At 59.5% G+C, this 15,730-nt stretch carries 18 protein-coding genes; 14 read left to right on the top strand and 4 right to left on the bottom strand.

Translation table 11 applies throughout. The annotated features are described in order from the left end of the window. Positions 1–47: 47 nt before the first annotated feature. From fliJ to H4684_RS03930, 6 genes are all read left to right on the top strand, one after another. Positions 48–491, top strand: a complete 444-nt coding sequence (gene fliJ / locus H4684_RS03955) for a flagellar export protein FliJ (protein WP_192622897.1) — start codon at positions 48–50, stop codon at positions 489–491. Next, complete coding sequence (locus tag H4684_RS03950) at positions 412–1,065, top strand: MotE family protein (RefSeq protein ID WP_192622896.1); 654 nt, start codon at positions 412–414, stop codon at positions 1,063–1,065. Before fliJ ends, H4684_RS03950 begins: the two co-directional genes overlap by 80 nt. A 3-nt stretch (positions 1,066–1,068) precedes the next feature. Then, positions 1,069–1,809, top strand: a complete 741-nt coding sequence (gene truA / locus H4684_RS03945; RefSeq protein ID WP_092188812.1) for a tRNA pseudouridine(38-40) synthase TruA — start codon at positions 1,069–1,071, stop codon at positions 1,807–1,809. 84 nt (positions 1,810–1,893) lie between these two features. Continuing rightward, positions 1,894–2,733, top strand: a complete 840-nt coding sequence (locus H4684_RS03940; RefSeq protein WP_192622895.1) for a flagellin — start codon at positions 1,894–1,896, stop codon at positions 2,731–2,733. Positions 2,734–2,925: 192 nt separating this feature from the next. Beyond that, complete coding sequence (locus tag H4684_RS03935; RefSeq protein WP_192622894.1) at positions 2,926–3,519, top strand: hypothetical protein; 594 nt, start codon at positions 2,926–2,928, stop codon at positions 3,517–3,519. An 84-nt stretch (positions 3,520–3,603) separates the two neighbouring features. Next, positions 3,604–4,359, top strand: a complete 756-nt coding sequence (locus H4684_RS03930; RefSeq protein ID WP_192622893.1) for a DUF4197 domain-containing protein — start codon at positions 3,604–3,606, stop codon at positions 4,357–4,359. 105 nt (positions 4,360–4,464) lie between these two features. Here the strand turns inward: H4684_RS03930 and H4684_RS03925 are convergent, their stop codons facing one another. Then, the gene (locus tag H4684_RS03925; protein WP_192622892.1) at positions 4,465–5,817 is read right to left on the bottom strand and encodes a phosphohexomutase domain-containing protein; all 1,353 of its coding nucleotides are present in this window, start codon (positions 5,815–5,817) and stop codon (positions 4,465–4,467) included. Between the two features lie 356 nt (positions 5,818–6,173). On the opposite strand from H4684_RS03925, the gene H4684_RS03920 reads away from it, so the two are divergent. From H4684_RS03920 to H4684_RS03890, 7 genes are all read left to right on the top strand, one after another. Beyond that, positions 6,174–8,987 carry an FAD-binding and (Fe-S)-binding domain-containing protein gene (locus H4684_RS03920; protein WP_192622891.1) on the top strand — a complete coding sequence of 938 codons (2,814 nt, stop codon included), beginning with the start codon at positions 6,174–6,176 and terminating at the stop codon, positions 8,985–8,987. A gap of 194 nt (positions 8,988–9,181) precedes the next feature. Then, positions 9,182–9,430 (top strand): type II toxin-antitoxin system Phd/YefM family antitoxin, encoded by a 249-nt coding sequence (locus H4684_RS03915; protein ID WP_092188820.1) that lies wholly within the window; start codon positions 9,182–9,184, stop codon positions 9,428–9,430. Then, positions 9,420–9,707: a type II toxin-antitoxin system RelE family toxin gene (locus H4684_RS03910; RefSeq protein ID WP_192622890.1), complete on the top strand. Its 288-nt coding sequence runs from the start codon at positions 9,420–9,422 to the stop codon at positions 9,705–9,707. Before H4684_RS03915 ends, H4684_RS03910 begins: the two co-directional genes overlap by 11 nt. A gap of 191 nt (positions 9,708–9,898) precedes the next feature. Next, positions 9,899–10,096, top strand: coding sequence for a twin-arginine translocase TatA/TatE family subunit (locus H4684_RS03905; RefSeq protein ID WP_092188824.1), 198 nt, complete (start codon positions 9,899–9,901; stop codon positions 10,094–10,096). A 308-nt stretch (positions 10,097–10,404) separates the two neighbouring features. Then, positions 10,405–10,995 (top strand): peroxiredoxin family protein, encoded by a 591-nt coding sequence (locus tag H4684_RS03900; protein ID WP_192622889.1) that lies wholly within the window; start codon positions 10,405–10,407, stop codon positions 10,993–10,995. Then, positions 10,992–11,585: a peroxiredoxin gene (locus tag H4684_RS03895; protein ID WP_192622888.1), complete on the top strand. Its 594-nt coding sequence runs from the start codon at positions 10,992–10,994 to the stop codon at positions 11,583–11,585. The genes H4684_RS03900 and H4684_RS03895 overlap by 4 nt, the downstream gene beginning before the upstream one ends. A gap of 156 nt (positions 11,586–11,741) precedes the next feature. Then, positions 11,742–12,254, top strand: coding sequence for a nitroreductase family protein (locus tag H4684_RS03890; protein ID WP_318779610.1), 513 nt, complete (start codon positions 11,742–11,744; stop codon positions 12,252–12,254). 128 nt (positions 12,255–12,382) lie between these two features. Here the strand turns inward: H4684_RS03890 and H4684_RS03885 are convergent, their stop codons facing one another. Both H4684_RS03885 and H4684_RS03880 read right to left on the bottom strand, forming a co-directional pair. Further along, positions 12,383–14,347 (bottom strand): TonB-dependent receptor plug domain-containing protein, encoded by a 1,965-nt coding sequence (locus H4684_RS03885; RefSeq protein ID WP_192622887.1) that lies wholly within the window; start codon positions 14,345–14,347, stop codon positions 12,383–12,385. A gap of 89 nt (positions 14,348–14,436) precedes the next feature. Continuing rightward, on the bottom strand, positions 14,437–14,706 hold the full coding sequence (locus H4684_RS03880; RefSeq protein ID WP_192622886.1) for a TM1266 family iron-only hydrogenase system putative regulator: 270 nt from the start codon (positions 14,704–14,706) through the stop codon (positions 14,437–14,439). A gap of 101 nt (positions 14,707–14,807) precedes the next feature. On the opposite strand from H4684_RS03880, the gene H4684_RS03875 reads away from it, so the two are divergent. After that, positions 14,808–15,308 carry a tetratricopeptide repeat protein gene (locus H4684_RS03875; protein ID WP_192622885.1) on the top strand — a complete coding sequence of 167 codons (501 nt, stop codon included), beginning with the start codon at positions 14,808–14,810 and terminating at the stop codon, positions 15,306–15,308. A 71-nt stretch (positions 15,309–15,379) separates the two neighbouring features. On the opposite strand, the gene H4684_RS03870 is transcribed toward H4684_RS03875, so the two are convergent. Beyond that, complete coding sequence (locus H4684_RS03870) at positions 15,380–15,721, bottom strand: iron hydrogenase small subunit (RefSeq protein WP_225940228.1); 342 nt, start codon at positions 15,719–15,721, stop codon at positions 15,380–15,382. Positions 15,722–15,730: the final 9 nt, after the last annotated feature.

Here is a 15,730-nt window from a genome sequence, read left to right as displayed (position 1 = left end):
CGGTATGGCCGGGCTTTTTTGTGCACGCTTTTTGCTGACATACCGACATGGCACGCCCCTTTCTGTTCAAACTTGAAAAAATCCTGGAATACCGCAGGCAGCTCGAAGACCAGGCAAAACTGGCCTTGAGCCTTACCAGACAACAGGTCGCGGAACAGAAACTGCGTGTCGATGCCCTGCACAAAGACCTGGAAGCCTGCCTTGTCGAACTCAGCGCGATCAAACAAATGACCCAACCGGAGCTGTGGCTCTGGTCGGGCTGGCGAAAACGTCTGGAACTTGACAAAACACAGGCACAGGCAAAACTTGTCGAACTGCAAAAGCTGGCCGAAACCCGTCGGCTCGAACTGGTGACAAAAGCCAAGGACCGCAAACTCCTGGAGAAACTCCGGGCCAAACAGGCAGAAAAACATGTTCAGGAAGAACAGAGAAAAGAGCAAAAGGAATTCGACGAAACAGGCACCCTCCGCCACGGGCGCACGCCTTACTAGGCTGGTCCAGGCTTTCATCGCCCTCGCGGCCGTCAAGCTGGCCGCCATCTGCCTGCTCTGGATTCCACCCACCCTCCCCGACAATCCCTTGCTGCAGCCCGTGATCGTCCGGCCGGCCATTGCCGCAAGCCAGGCCCTGGCGCAGGAGCCTGCCGCGCCCTCCACGCCGGACAACGCCACCGATTCCGACGCTCAGGCAAATCAGCCCCAGGACCTCAATGCACGGGAACAGGCACTGGCCAAGAAAGAAGCGGAACTGAAGGCACTGGAAGCTCAAGTCGATCAAAAGCTCACCACATTACGGAAGCTTGAAATCAGGATGCAAAACCTGATCGATTCCGCCGCAAGCATCCAGGACGAAAAGATGGCGCATCTGATCGACGTCTATTCGAACATGAAGCCCAAGCAGGCGGCGGTGGTGCTGCAAACCCTGGAAGAACCCATCGCCGTCAGAATCCTGGCAGGGATGAGCGGCCGCAAGGCGGGAGAAATCCTGTCCTCGGTGCGGGCCGATCGCGCGGCAGCGCTCTCCGCGGCCCTGACCCGGCTGCAGACCGGCGAGAACGGGAACTGAGGAATGCCGCGCATCAGGCTTACCGTGGCCTACGTCGGCACCCGCTACCAGGGCTGGCAGATTCAGGGCCAGGGCGCGACCATCCAGGGCACCATCGAGGATAAGCTGACCCGCATCTGCGGCGAACTGGTGCGGGTTCACGGCTCCGGACGCACGGACTCGGGCGTGCATGCCCTGGCGCAGGTGGCCCACTTCGACGTCCCGGAGTCCAAGGCGCACATCCCCTGGCAACAGGCCCTGAACGCCATGCTGCCAGACGACATCGCCATTCTCGACGCAGTGGAAGTGACCGAGGATTTTCATGCGCGCTTCTCGGTCCGCTCCAAGCGTTACGCCTACACCCTCTGGACCGAGCCGCACTTTATTCTGCCGCAGCGGGCGCCCTTTGTCTGGGCTGTTCGCGGGCTTGATTTCGAGGCCATGGACCAGGCCGCGCAAGAGCTGGCCGGAACCCACGATTTCGCGGCGTTCCAGAACGCCGGCACGGAGATCAAAGGCACCGTGCGCACCCTCGAACCCATTCTGCGCACCCAGGGGCAGAGCCCGGCGGAATGGGTCTTCCGCTTTCAGGCCGATGGCTTTTTGAAGCAGATGGTCCGCAACCTCATGGGGCTGCTTGCCGAAGCGGGCCGAGGCGGGCTGGGCCCCGGCGAAGTCCGCGCCATCCTTGAAGGATGTGACCGCCGCAAGGCCCCGGCCACGGCCCCGGCACGGGGGCTCACGCTGGAGGAAGTCGTCTATTAATGACTTTTAAAAATCATCCGATTGGTTAGGAATGTCCACCGGAATCCGCCTGCTTCGATAACAAGCGCCCGTAAAGAGGTTTTCATGGCCTTAAGCGATCTGCAAAAACTCTTCGTCGTTTCCACCGCCACCCAGATGTGGCAGCAGGATCTGCTCATGAACGTCTACTTCCAGGGTTCATCGGTGGGCACCAACCTGCGCGAAATGATACTTGGGCAGCAACCGGTCAAGCCCCTGACCAACCCCTACGACGAGGCCATCACCGGAAGGCTGCGCTCGGACAGCGCGGCCATCCGCCAGGCTGGCAAAAATGTGCAGGAAGCTTCCTCCATGGTCGGCATCGCGGCTGGCGCGGTGGGCACGATCAAAAGCACTTTAGAGGAAATGCAGAGCCTCGCCCAGCAGGTCAAGGACGGCGATCTGGCATACTCCGCGGATGTCGCCACGCAGTACAACGCCCTGCGCGACAAGATCACCGGCATCATCGAATCGACCCAGTACAACGGCATCTCCCTGCTCGACGATACGCGATGGGGCACCGACCAGATCGACGCGGACGGCAATGTCTTCATCCAGTCGTTCGCCCAGGGCGCGGACGGCGGCTTCGACGTGACCTTCCAGAAACTCGACGCCACCGGTCTTGCCGCACTTGACGGCGCGGCCCTGGAAGACAATCCGGCAGGCAGCCTGCAAACCGAACTGGACACCCTCTCCCTCCACATCGGGGACATGACCACCCTTGAGGAAGTCTACTCCCAGCGCGAAGACGGGCTGAACTACCAGGCCACGGCCCTCGATTCCCAGGCGGACCTGCTCGATCAGGCCGTGGAGGCGCGGCGACAGACGCCGGTCCTGTCCCTGGAGGAAATCCTGATCCGCCTCCTCATGCGCGACACAGGCACCCTGCTCGACGAAACAAGTTGAAGCATTGCGCCCGCAGCAAGGCGCGCCATCCATTTTTCCTTGCCCGCCATTCTCCGCGAAACTTGCCCGTTGCCTTTTTTGCGTTTACCTTCCGTTCAAAAATCATTTTCCGTTTGAGAACAAAACCGCCAGGCATGAACAAGGCTCCTCCTTTGACAAGGCCGCGCGGACTTGACCGTGGAGAAGGTAACCATGAACCATATACATTCCACAAAAATTCTTTTTTTGCTGATCGCCGGGATTCTGGGCATGCATTGCGGCAACGCATCTGCTTCATCTGAATACGAATTCTCAGCCAGCCTTTACGGCGGCGTCATGACCGACGACAACTGGCGCCAGTCCATTTCCGGACAAGCCGACGTGGTCGATTCGCACATCCTGGCAGGGGCCCTTGGCTGGACATTCTACCGTCCGTCCAACCGTCTCTGGTCCCTTGAGCTAGAGGCCAACGTGGCCCGGCATTTCGGCATCCAGGATCATTTTGAATTCAATGCACCCATCCTGACCGCCCGCTGGGAATATTTCCCCTGGAACAAATTTCTGGAAACAAGCCTGGCATACGGACTCGGTCCGTCTTACGCCACGAAGCTGCCCGATTACGAAAGACAAAAAAGCGGCGACAGCGAACAGTTCCTTCTTTTCTGGCACCTCGAGGCCGCCTTTGCCTTGCCGGAATCCAGATGGTCCACCCTCTTGCGTCTGCATCACCGCTCGTCCGGCTACGGAATGTTCGCCGACAAAGGCGGAAACAATATCCTGACCATGGGATTGCGATACGACTTCTGATCATCTCCAGCTGCATTTTTCCCTTGCCCGCAAGCCCCGATCGCACCTAGGTTAGTTCATCCATTCATCAACACTGGAGGTCCCATGTCCATACGTGTCCAACTGCCGAATCTGAAAATCGTCTGCGCCCTGGTCACGATGCTGCTGCTTGTCGGCGTTTCAGGATGGGCCCAGAACAGTCTCCTGCAACAGGGGCTCGGGCTGCTTTCCTCGGGAGGCGGAGCCAAGACCGGCTCCCTGTCCCAGGGTGAAATGGGCGACGGCCTCAAGGAAGCCCTGCGCGTGGGTACCGAGAACGTGGTCGCAAAGCTTGGCCAAACGGACGGCTTCAACACGGACAAGGCCATCCACATCCCCCTGCCGGGGCAACTGGCCACGGTGCAAAAAGCCCTCAAGGCCGCAGGCTATTCGAGCCTCGTCGATGACCTGGAGCTAAAACTCAACCGCGCCGCCGAACAGGCCACGCCCAAGGCCAAGGCCCTCTTCGTGGATGCCATTTCGGCCATGACCATAGAGGACGCCCAGAAAATCCTGAGCGGCCCCGAGGACTCGGCCACCCAGTACTTCCGCAAGTCCATGGGCCCTGGCCTGTCCAAGGAAATGAAACCCATCGTCGACGCCACCCTGGCCGATGCGGGCGCGGTGCAGGCCTATGACAACATGATGGGGCAGTACAAGGCCCTGCCCTTCATGCCCGACGCCAAAGCCAACCTCTCGGATTACGTCGTGGAGAAGGGCATGGACGGCATCTTCCACTACGTGGCCAAGGAAGAGGCCGCCATCCGCACCAATCCTGCCGCCAGAACCACGGACCTGCTCAAGAAGGTCTTCGCGCAGTAACTCCCCAAAAAAGAGAGGGCGAAGCTTTAAAACTTCGCCCTCCCGAGCTCCGGGCATCCCCAGATCCTTCCTGCCCATCCGATCCAGCCGACCCATCCGGTCCATTCAGCCCATGGAATCCACAATACCAAGAATTTCCTCGGTCTTCTCGTCCATGAGCGCCCTGTCCCCGCGCGACTCGACGTTGAGGCGCAGCACCGGCTCTGTGTTGGAAGAGCGCAGGTTGAAGCGCCACTGATCAAACTCAAGACTCAATCCGTCGGTATCGTCACGGCGCCCCCCCTGGGCGGCAAACCGCTCCTCCACGGCGGCGATGGCTGCGGTCGCGTCCTTTACCCGGCGGTTGATCTCGCCGCTGGCCGGATATGCGGTCATGGCCTGATCCACCAGTTCGGCCAGGGACTTGCCCGTGCGCGAAATCTGCTCGGCCACCAAAAGCCAGGGGATCATGCCCGAATCGCAGTAGGCGAAATCGCGGAAGTAGTGATGCGCGCTCATCTCGCCGCCATAGACAGCGTCCTCCAGGCGCATGCGCTCCTTGATGAAGGCGTGTCCGGTCTTGGACATGATGGGCCTGCCCCCGGCCGCCTTGACGGCGGCGATGGTGTTCCAGGTCAGGCGCGGATCGTGGATGATGCCCGCCCCGGGAACCTTGCGCGCGAACGCTTCGCCCAGAAGACCAACCAGATAGTAGCCTTCGATGAAGCGCCCGCTGCCGTCGAAGAAAAAGCAGCGGTCGAAATCCCCATCCCAGGCCAGCCCCAGGTCCGCCTTGTGCTCGATCACGGCCCGGGCGGTGAGTTCCCTGTTTTCCGGCAGCAGGGGATTGGGCACGCCGGCCGGAAAATTGCCGTCGGGCTTGTGCAGAAGCTTGTGGAACTTGAAGGGCAGCCTGCGCTCCAGCAGGTCCACTATGCTCCCGGCTCCGCCGTTCCCGGCATTGACCACGATGGACAGGGGACGCAGCACGTCGCGATCCACATAGGACAAAAGATGATCGATGTAGCGCGGGCGCATTTTGAGTTCATGCAGCTGACCGCTTCGCTGCGCGACCTTGAATTCCCCGGCCGCCGCCAGGTCGCGGATGGCGAAAAGACCCGTGTCCCCGCTGATGGGGCGGGACTCTTCGCGCACGAACTTCATGCCGTTGTAGTCCCTGGGATTGTGACTGGCCGTGACCATGATGCCGCCGTCCAGCCCCTGATCGAAAACCGCGAAATACACTTCCTCGGTGCCGCTCTCGCCCAGGGTGAAAACATCCACGCCCGAATCGCGCAAGCCTTTGGTCACGGCCTCGGCCATGGCCGGGCTCGACAGGCGGATATCGTGTCCGACAACCACCCGGTCGGGATTCAGGAACGCGGCATAGGCCCGGCCGATGCGATACGCCAGGGCCTCATCGAGTTCATCCGGGACGCGTCCGCGAATGTCGTAGGCTTTGAAGCAGGAAAGATTCATGGGTAAAACTCCTGAAATAATGACATGCATTGAAATATCATGAGCAGCAGGGCCGGACTGACGGCTAGCAAGGCCGGACCGCCCGATGCAAGCAAAAAGACGGATTCCGCCGCCACGCCGACCACCACATGTGGTTATGCCCTCCGGTCCGGCATGTCGACATGGACTTGCGCCCTGAAGCATGCAGGCGCGTGCGGTTTCTTGTGAATCGCATCCGATGCCGGGATAAAACGAATCAAAACGGACGGTTAAATTTAAGGGAAGCGCTGTTGCATGAAAAACAGATTGATCTTGTCAGAATTTTTGTTTTCAAATATTATTATCAGTATCGTTTATCAACAACACGGGAGACGCTCATGCTTGATTCGAAGTATCGTGCCTTTCACAACGCGGTGGCCGCTTTTGTCCCCATCGCGCGCATCATCACCGATCCCTTGCGTCTGCTGGCCTACGGCACCGACGCAAGCTTTTATCGCCTCGTGCCGAAGATCGTCATCAACGTGGAATCCGAGGAGGAGGTGGCCCGCATCCTGCGCCTGGCATACAAAAGCCGCATTCCCGTGACGTTTCGCGCGGCAGGCACCAGCCTCTCCGGCCAGGCCGTGACGGACTCGGTGCTGATTCGTCTGGGCGAAGGCTGGCTTGGCTGCCGGGTCTATGACCAGGCCCGACGCATCGACCTCGAACCCGGCATCATCGGCGCCCACGCCAACCGCACCCTGGCCCCCTTCGGCAAGAAAATCGGCCCGGACCCGGCTTCCATCGACAGCTGCAAGATCGGCGGCATCCTGGCCAACAACGCCAGCGGCATGTGCTGCGGCGTGGCCGAGAACAGCTATCAGACCCTTGAAGAGCTGCGCCTCATTCTTGTCGACGGCACCGTTCTGGACACGGGAGACGACGAGTCCAAACGCAGGTTTACCGAAAAGCACCCGGAAATCGTGAACGGACTTGCGGACCTGCGCAACCGGGTCATGGCGGCTCCGGAGCTTGAGGCGCGCATCCGCCACAAGTTCAAGATCAAGAACACCACCGGCTACAGCCTAAACGCCCTGGTCGACTTCGAGGATCCCTTCGACATCCTCAAACACCTGCTGGTGGGCTCCGAGGGGACGTTGGCCTTCATCTCCAAGGTCACCTACCGCACCGTGACCGAGCACGCGCACAAGGCCTCGGCGCTGATGCTCTTCCCGGACATCCGCACGGCCTGCGAAGCGACCATCATTTTGAAGAAACAGCCCGTGGCGGCCGTGGAACTGATGGACCGCCCGGCGCTCAGGTCCGTGCAGGACAAGGACGGCATGCCGCCCTACCTGAAGGAACTGAGCGAAAGCGCCGCCGCGCTGCTGGTGGAGACCCGCGCCGAGGACAAGGCGGGGCTTGACGCCCAGATCGAGACCATAAGGGCCGCCCTTGAAGGGGTGAAGATGGTCCGCGACATCGAGTTCACGCCCGTGCCCCAGGAATTCGCCAAGCTGTGGAACATCCGCAAGGGCCTCTTCCCGGCCGTCGGCTCGGTGCGCGCCACCGGCACCACGGTCATCATCGAGGACGTGGCCTTCCCCATCGAGCGCCTGGCCGACGCGACCCTTGAGTTGCAGGGGCTGCTGGAAAAATACGGCTACTCCGAGGCCATCATCTTCGGCCACGCCCTTGAAGGCAACCTGCATTTCGTCTTCACCCAGGACTTCGGAGACCCGAAGGAGATCGAGCGCTACAGCAAACTCATGGACGACGTGGCCACCATGGTCGTCGACAAGTACGACGGCTCCCTCAAGGCCGAACATGGCACGGGCCGCAACATGGCGCCCTTCGTGGAGATGGAATGGGGCCAGGACGCGTACCGCCTCATGCAGGACGTAAAGCGCATCTTCGATCCGCTGACCCTCCTCAACCCCGGCGTCATCCTGAACCCGGACCCCAAGGCCCACTTGAAGGACTTAAAACCCCTGCCCGCCGCCCACGAACTGGTGGACAAGTGCATCGAGTGCGGCTTCTGCGAGCCCATCTGCCCCTCCAAGCACATCACCCTGGCCCCGCGCCAGCGCATCACATCCTGGCGCGAAATACAGCGCTTGAAAGGCAAGCCCGAACACAAGGCGGAGCTGGCCAAGCTCACGAAAGCCTACGGCTACCAGGGCGACGGGACCTGCGCCACCGACGGGTTGTGCGGCACGCGCTGTCCCGTGGGCATCGACACGGGCAAGATGACCAAGGCCCTGCGCGCCGAGAGCGCGAGCGTCCGGCAGAAAAAAGCTGCCGACTGGATCGGGGAGCACTTCGCGGGGGTGGCCCGGACCGTGTCCGGAGTGCTGCAGGTCGTGGACGCGGTGCACGCCGTGACCGGGACCAGGTTCATGGACGTGTCCTCCGAAACCCTGCATCGCATGACGGGCAAGCGCGTCCCGCGCTGGAACGAACGGATGCCCGGCGGAATAAGCCGCATTCGCCGCGAAAAGGTGAACACGGACAACCCGCTCAAAGTGGTCTACTTCCCGAGCTGCATCGCCCGCAACATGGGGCCGTCCCGGTGCGAAAAGATCCGCCCCCTGCCCGAGACCACGGTGCGGGTGCTGCGCAAGGCCGGCTACGAAGTGATCTACCCCGAGAACATGGCCGCGCTGTGTTGTGGACAGGCCTTTGAAAGCAAGGGCTTCGTGGCCCAGGCCGACGTCAAGAGCGCCCAGCTCGAAGAGGCGCTCCTGGCCGCAAGCCAGAACGGGGCCATGCCCGTGCTGTGCGATACCAGCCCGTGCCTGAAGCGCATGCAGGAGGTGCTGGACCCGAGGTTGAAGATGTTCGATCCGAGCGTCTTCGTGCTGGAACACCTGCACGACAAGCTGACCTTCATCCAGCAGGACAGGCGCGTGGCCCTGCACGTGACCTGCACATCACGCAAGCTGGGTCTTGAGGGCAGGCTTGTGGAGCTGGCGCGAAAGTGCGTCACCAAGGTGGTCGTGCCGGAAGACATCTTCTGCTGCGGCTTTGCCGGAGACAAGGGCTTCTCCGTGCCGGAACTGAACGCCTCGGCCCTGAAGACCCTGGCTGAAAAGGTTGAGGACTGCACCGAGGGCTACTCCACCAGCCGCACCTGCGAGATCGGCCTGGCCCTGCACGGCGGCATCCCCTACCGCAACATCCTCTACCTGGTGGACGAGTGCACGGCCTGAGGCTGGACAAAGGCTCCCGTTTCACAAACCACTGATCTTGCAATCCTGCGGCGGTCAGGACTCGACAGTCCGGGCCGCCGCGCACTTTTGATACCAGATCTTCCGGCGCTTTGGTCTCCATGCTTGCCGCCTTGACCACGACCAAATAAAAACCTAATTGCAGTACTATTAACAGCACTAAAAAAGGAGAAGCCATGCCCAACATGATACTTGCCGATGTGGCGGCCAGCGTGTCGGAACTCAAGAAAAATCCCATGGCCACCGTCGCCGCGGGCGAAGGTTTCCCCGTGGCCATCCTCAATCACAACGAACCGGTCTTCTACTGTGTACCGGCTCATGCATACGAAACTCTCATGGACAAACTCGAAGACATGGAGCTTGCAGCCCTGGCCACCGCGCGCAAGGATCAACCGGAGATCGAGGTGGCCTGGGATGACCTATAGCCTGCGGTTCAAGGAAGAGGCCAAAAAGGAATGGGACAGGCTTGATCCCGTCATCCGCGAGCATTTCGCAAAAAAACTGCTCCAGCGGCGTGAGCGCCCAAGAGTGAACAGCGCCCAACTCTCGGGCATGCCGGACTGCTACAAGATCAAGCTTCGGAGCGCCGGTTACAGGCTGCTTTATGAAGTCCGCGACCATGAAGTAGTCATTGTCGTGATCGCGGTGGGAAAGCGTGAACGCAGCGCGGTATACAAGATTGCAGCCAAAAGACTGCGCTGATTTTATGCACGCATCTTCCCACTTTCACTTGCCCGGGACCCCTGATATGGATGTCCGCACCCAACGCCCAAGATGACCTTGGCCGTTGCCCGGTCGGCACGGAATCTCCCTGCCGCACCGTCTTTTTCCATGTGTCTTCCCGGCTTCAAACGCGTCAAACCATTTTTCCAGCACCTCTTGCGGAGGCTCTCATGTTCGGAATTGGCGTTCAGGAACTGCTCATCATTCTGGTCATCGCCCTTTTTGTCTTTGGGGCGAAAAATCTCCCGCTTCTCGGCACCAACATGGGCCGGGCCATCTTCAATTTCAAGAGAGGGCTCAGCGAACCGGAAGTGATCGACATCACCGCCGAATCAAAATCCAGGGACGCATCCGGGCAAAACCCGTAATATCCAGGACGGCATCCATCCCGTGCCGGTGCGCCCGTCAAGGCCCATCACCCGGCTTCCGGCACGAAAATCCGGGCCTGCCGACCGGACAAGCCCGCGAACCATCCCGAATGACATGATCCCCGCCGACCACCAAACGGCGGGGATCTTCACTTATTTTCCGGTGCAAAACCCTGAGTATTGGAAAGTCATTTGCCGCCCCCGCCGCATCTTGCTATGCTTGATCCAAATTTTCATGTGTTAACCGACAATCCGCATCCTCCGGGACTACCATTTCCCTTCATAAGAACCTGACTCAAGGAGTCTTCATGCCAACCAGAATCATATTCACATTCCTTTTCCTTTCGCTGTTTGCCGGCAGCGCCCTGGCCATGGAGGCCACGGACAGCGCGGCCTCACACCCACTGCCCGTGGGCAGCACCATGCCGGATCTGCTCCTGCGCGGCGAACTGAGCCCGGAGCATCTTGGGCACCTGGGACTTAAAGGCCCCGCGCCAAGGCATCTCTCCGAAATAAAAGCCAAAACAGTCATCCTTGTTGCTTTTAGCATGTACTGTCCGCACTGCCAGCGCGAAGCCCCGGCCCTTAATGAATTGAACGCGCTGATCGCCAGTCGGGGCCTGAGCGAGGACGTCAAGCTCATCGGTGTCGGCATCGGCAACTCGGATTTCGAGGTACAGGTCTTCCGCGACAAATACGCCACCACCTTTCCCCTCTTTTCCGACCCGGATTTTACGGTGAACAAGGAAATCGGTGAAGTCGGGACCCCGTTCTTCTACGTGCTGGCCATGAACCCGGAGAAAAAGGAAATTCGTGTCGCCAAGACACTGCTCGGGCGCATGGAATCAGCGGAAACATTTCTCGAGCAAGCCTTGAAAGCCTGTGACGGAGGAAAATGAACATGATGCGAGCGCTGCTTTTCGCCGCACTGCTGACCATTATCCCGGCCTGGCTTCCGGCCCAGGAGACGCCGATACCGCAGGAACGAATCTTCGAGACAGGCAGCCTGCCCCCGCTGGACAGCAGCCTGAAGGTCAAGGTCGGGGATCCGGCCCCGGACTTCTCCCTGCCGACCATTGATGGGCGCATCGTCACCCTGGCCGAATTCCGGGGCAAGAAGAACGTCGTACTGTCCTTCATCCCGGCGGCCTGGACGCCGGTCTGCTCCGGGCAGTGGCCCGGCTACAACATCGTGCAGGACATGTTCGATCAGGCCGAAACCCAGCTCGTGGGCATAAGCGTGGACAATGTGCCCACCCTGCACGCCTGGGTGCAGGAGATGGGCGGGGTATGGTTCCCCGTGGCCTCGGATTTCTACCCGCACGGCAGGCTGGCTGACGCCCTGGGCATCCTGCGCTCAACGGGCGAGGCCGAGCGCTCCCTGTTCCTGATCGATAAGCAGGGCATCATCCGCTACATCGACGTGCACGACATCAATTCGCGCCCGGACCTGGGGCCGCTCATGAAAGCCATGCAGGAACTCAAGTAGTGAATGGTGATTGGTGAATGGTGAATGGGAGAGAGAGTGGATGCTAGCCGCGCCGGTTTCCCGGAAAGTCGGACTCGACGCGACGCAGATCGGGATTTACAGGAACAGCATCAGCCTTGATTGGGAACACCCTGCAACCAGAGAGCAAGGAGAAACATGATGGAACTCCTCAACGCCATCCACACCCGCCGCAGCATCCGCAAATATCTCGACAAGCCCGTCACGGAGGAGATGATCGGCATCCTCCTCAAGGCCGCCATGAGCGCGCCTTCGGCGGGTAACCAGCAGCCCTGGCATTTCATCGTCATAAGGGACAGGGCCAAACTCGACACCATCCCAAGCTTCCATCCCTACAGCAAGATGGTCCTGCAGGCCCCCGCGGCCATTGTGGTCTGCGGCGACCCGGACGGCAAGAAATGGCCGACCTTCTGGGACCAGGACGCGAGCGCCGCCACGCAGAACATCCTCCTGGCCGCCCGTGACCTCGGGCTTGGCACGGTCTGGGTCGGAATCTACCCGGAAAAGGACCGCATGGACGGCTTTCGCAAACTCCTCGGCATCCCGGAAAACATCATCCCCTTCTCACTCGTCCCGGTGGGCTGGCCGGATGGAAGCTTCGAAGCCGTGAATCGCTTCAGGCCGGAACTGATCCATAACGAGTCGTGGTAGCAGACGATTCAGCCAACTTGAATGATGCGAGCCTGACAGACGAAACACTTCTTGTCCGGCATTGGCCAAAAAAACGGAGCGCTTGTCCAAGACGAGCGCTCCGTTTTTTTCAGTCGTACATCCGTCGCTCAGAAGCTGACGTTCCAACTCCCCACAACCGAGATACCCGGTTCCATCAAATCCACTCCCCGGGAAGTAGCCAGGTAGCTGGCATACTGACGGTCCAGCAAATTGTTGATGGTTAGCCCAAGGTCATGCTTGAAACCCGACGCTTCGAAACCGAAACCGCACCGGGCGTTGAACAGCGCATGAAAATTCGAGTGTTCCACGTCTTCAGGTGTCTCATGCTGGCCAGCGACCATAACCGTTTCCCCCGACCACCAGAAACCGTTTTCCAAAGTCTGTCGTAACCCCGCCAAAGCATTGAATGGTGGGATGAAACGTAACGGCTCCCCGGCTCCCACATCGCGCCCTCTGGCATAGGCAGCATTGCCGAACAGTTCCCAGCCCGCCATGAATTCCCATTGGGCCGCCGCCTCGGCTCCGTAAATTTCAGCCGAGGAAACATTGTCCATCTGGCAAAGGGTTGGCGAGACGGGGGCGCTGACGATCAGATCATCCACAAAGTTGGCGTAGAGCGAAAAATCCGCTCCCAGGGTCCTGCCCGCATAATGGGCTCCGGTTTCCAGAAAGATCGAACGCTCCGGCTCAAGATCGGCATTGCCGATTTCGGTGACTCCGCCGCCAAGATTTATGTTCTTGAACAATTCCAAAATATTGGGAGTTCTATACGAAGATGCGACCAATCCGGTCAGGCTCCAGGACTCGAATATTGCATGTGTCAGGCCCAAATGCCCGGCCCAGCTCACATCGTCACGGGAGCCGGACTGTACGGTCGCGGTCTCATCGTTGTCGATGGATACCTGATCAACCCGCCCCCCAACGTTCAAGACCCATTTCGGTGCAAAACTCCAGTCGTCTTCCATGTACGCGCCAAGAGAGTGTTGCGTCGTGGTTGGTGTGGGCTTGTCCTTCAGGAATGATCCATTTTTGAGTTTCTTTTCCCTTCCGGACGTCATGTGCCAGTTCCATGCCTCAAGTCCTACGGTCAGGAGGTGGTCACCCAGCCCGAAGCGGTTGCGCCAATCCGCGGACACGGTCTCGTGATCGGCCCAAGGCTCGATCCGGGTCACCGGACCCGAAGGAAAATGGTCAATGCGTGGCTTGCGCTCAATGAACTGGTAACCAAAGCGGAGCGACGACTCCAGCAACAGGCTGCCGGAAGGTGTGAATGAGTGCCGCACTTCCATCCGCTTTGAATCATTGCGCGTCAGCGTCACATAAGCCCCTACCGGAAGCGGGGCGGTGCCGGTGCCGGGAATGCCTACATCCCGCGCCTGTGTCGCGGAAAAGCTCAGCGCGGTCTGATGCTCGTCACTCCATTTGAGCGCCCCTGCCAACGACCCGGAAATATCCGCATACTGGCTGTTCTCCACGCGATCCCCGTCTCCGTCCAGATAATCGTCGTGATCCCTGGAAGTGACCGAACCACGAACCCAGGAAGATGGCGTGGAGTACCCAAGGGAAACGGAGAGGCTCCCGCCTGCAGGATTGCTGGTCCCGGAAATACCCGCTCCACCGCGCCACTGTGGCGTATCCGTAAAGGAACCGCCCTTGGTGATGATGTTGACCACACCGCCCACCGAGCCCGAGCCATAGAGGGCGCTAATCGGCCCTTTGAGCACTTCGATGCGCTCGATCTGCTGGGCGGGAACCAATCCGAAACGACCGTTGATGTCCGTAGTCATGTTCACGCGCATGCCATCGACGAGCACGACCACGCTATCGCGGGTCATGCCCCGGATGATGACGTCCGCGCTCCAGGGTGAATCATTGGAACGTGATACGCCGGGTATGCGGGCAAGACTCTCGACGACGCTGGAACCGCCCTGCTCGCGCAAATCATCCTCCTTTACCACGCCGATTCCGCCGGGAGTCAGACTGGCAGGGGCGGGCACTCCGCGGGCGGTGACCGTGATGTCTTCGAGATGGTATGTACGCCGTCCCACTTCGTCCGGACTTTCTTCTGCCATCAAAGTACCATGGTTCAATCCGACCAAGACCGCCGCTGACACCAAGACGACTGCCACGCGACCAACAAATTTTAACTTCATTACCTTCCTCACAATAACATTGACTTTACTTTCACGCCGTCAACGAGCCCAAGCTTGCCCGTAAATGCCCCCAGGACGTTGGTTGTGACCTTGATGCTCACACAAATCAGCGTCATGTTCCGCTCGGAACACGGCAACTCCGCCTGGCCAACGATAATGCCGTCGTACTCGGCCAGAAGTTCAGCTACCCGTGCCCTGTCCGGCGCAGCATTGAGAATCAGAATCCCGACCACTCCCAATCTTTCCGTGGATGCCTTCCTGACTCTGCCCTTCTTCATGTCCTGCACCTCATCCCGGAGGCCCACTCCGTCCTTGATCTTGCGTCACAACACGAATACAAAATAAAAATTCGTAACACTTAAAAGCTCCAGGAGATACCATGCTGTTTCGTCCATTACTGCTCATCATTTTTCTCGGTCTGCTTGGCGGGTTCTACGATCACGCCCAAGCCGAGTTGCCCCGGACCCTAATCCAACAGGGAGAACGTTTTCTGGCCATGGGAAAATATCCTGCAGCCGTAGCCAGATATTCCAAGGTCATTGAATGCTGCCCCGAAACCATCGAGGCTTCGGAGGCGCACAACGACATCGGCGTGATCCACGCCCGCCAGGGCAACATGGATCTGGCCGTGAAGGAATACGAGATCGCCCTTCAGGGGATTCCCTACCCTCTGGCCCATTTCAATCTAGGCAAGGCCCTGGCTGATAAATTCAAGGAAAACCGTGATGAAGAACTGAGGAAAAAAGCCCTCTTCCATTTGCAGGCGTTCCACTCCTACATGTCCAAAACAGATAAGCTCCCGCCCATAATCACCTGCCAGCGCAACGAGATTGAGGACTTCCTCGCCTCGAGCATCGAAGCTCTTTTCGGGAACAATTAAAACGCAACCCTTGGTTCAGCACGATCCTTGCCGCAGGTTGCAGGAGGTGGGTTACAACTTCATCCCAGGCATCACAGCTTCAGCTGGATGCCCTTGTCGCGCAGGGCCTTGAGACCCGCGCTGCGGTCCACATAGTGAGTGTGCAGCAACTCATGCGATTTGTGGCCACAGGGCCCGTCATGCAGAAAACCGTCCTTGGCGTAGATTTTCTGAATCATTGGATTTTCCTGGGATTTTCTGATCTTGTAGACCTTGGCGTCGGCATCGTAAACGGATGTCTGCCGATGGGCGACAAAATCCATTGCCGCGGCCTTGGCCGTGCCTACAAAGTGGACACCGGTCACGGCCATGGCCGTCATCACTCCGGTGACCTTGATAAAACTCCGGCGCGTCAGTTCCATGATGGTATTCATTATTCGCCC

This window comes from Desulfomicrobium macestii, from assembly GCF_014873765.1.
Classification (GTDB): Bacteria; Desulfobacterota; Desulfovibrionia; order Desulfovibrionales; family Desulfomicrobiaceae; genus Desulfomicrobium; species Desulfomicrobium macestii.
The sequence above is the reverse complement of the archived record's forward strand: the minus strand, read 5'-3'. Positions and strand labels throughout refer to the sequence as shown.

What these genes read in the sequence shown, in the direction of transcription:
- H4684_RS03930 (WP_192622893.1), top strand. Translation starts at nt 3,604, where the DNA reads ATGTCCATACGTGTCCAACTGCCGAATCTGAAAATCGTCTGCGCCCTG.
- H4684_RS03925 (WP_192622892.1), bottom strand. Translation starts at nt 5,817, where the DNA reads ATGAATCTTTCCTGCTTCAAAGCCTACGACATTCGCGGACGCGTCCCG.
- H4684_RS03875 (WP_192622885.1), top strand. Translation starts at nt 14,808, where the DNA reads ATGCTGTTTCGTCCATTACTGCTCATCATTTTTCTCGGTCTGCTTGGC.
- H4684_RS03895 (WP_192622888.1), top strand. Translation starts at nt 10,992, where the DNA reads ATGAACATGATGCGAGCGCTGCTTTTCGCCGCACTGCTGACCATTATC.
- H4684_RS03950 (WP_192622896.1), top strand. Translation starts at nt 412, where the DNA reads ATGTTCAGGAAGAACAGAGAAAAGAGCAAAAGGAATTCGACGAAACAG.
- truA (WP_092188812.1), top strand. Translation starts at nt 1,069, where the DNA reads ATGCCGCGCATCAGGCTTACCGTGGCCTACGTCGGCACCCGCTACCAG.
- H4684_RS03940 (WP_192622895.1), top strand. Translation starts at nt 1,894, where the DNA reads ATGGCCTTAAGCGATCTGCAAAAACTCTTCGTCGTTTCCACCGCCACC.
- H4684_RS03915 (WP_092188820.1), top strand. Translation starts at nt 9,182, where the DNA reads ATGCCCAACATGATACTTGCCGATGTGGCGGCCAGCGTGTCGGAACTC.
- H4684_RS03905 (WP_092188824.1), top strand. Translation starts at nt 9,899, where the DNA reads ATGTTCGGAATTGGCGTTCAGGAACTGCTCATCATTCTGGTCATCGCC.
- H4684_RS03890 (WP_318779610.1), top strand. Translation starts at nt 11,742, where the DNA reads ATGATGGAACTCCTCAACGCCATCCACACCCGCCGCAGCATCCGCAAA.
- fliJ (WP_192622897.1), top strand. Translation starts at nt 48, where the DNA reads ATGGCACGCCCCTTTCTGTTCAAACTTGAAAAAATCCTGGAATACCGC.
- H4684_RS03885 (WP_192622887.1), bottom strand. Translation starts at nt 14,347, where the DNA reads ATGGCAGAAGAAAGTCCGGACGAAGTGGGACGGCGTACATACCATCTC.
- H4684_RS03880 (WP_192622886.1), bottom strand. Translation starts at nt 14,706, where the DNA reads ATGAAGAAGGGCAGAGTCAGGAAGGCATCCACGGAAAGATTGGGAGTG.
- H4684_RS03910 (WP_192622890.1), top strand. Translation starts at nt 9,420, where the DNA reads ATGACCTATAGCCTGCGGTTCAAGGAAGAGGCCAAAAAGGAATGGGAC.
- H4684_RS03920 (WP_192622891.1), top strand. Translation starts at nt 6,174, where the DNA reads ATGCTTGATTCGAAGTATCGTGCCTTTCACAACGCGGTGGCCGCTTTT.
- H4684_RS03900 (WP_192622889.1), top strand. Translation starts at nt 10,405, where the DNA reads ATGCCAACCAGAATCATATTCACATTCCTTTTCCTTTCGCTGTTTGCC.
- H4684_RS03870 (WP_225940228.1), bottom strand. Translation starts at nt 15,721, where the DNA reads ATGAATACCATCATGGAACTGACGCGCCGGAGTTTTATCAAGGTCACC.
- H4684_RS03935 (WP_192622894.1), top strand. Translation starts at nt 2,926, where the DNA reads ATGAACCATATACATTCCACAAAAATTCTTTTTTTGCTGATCGCCGGG.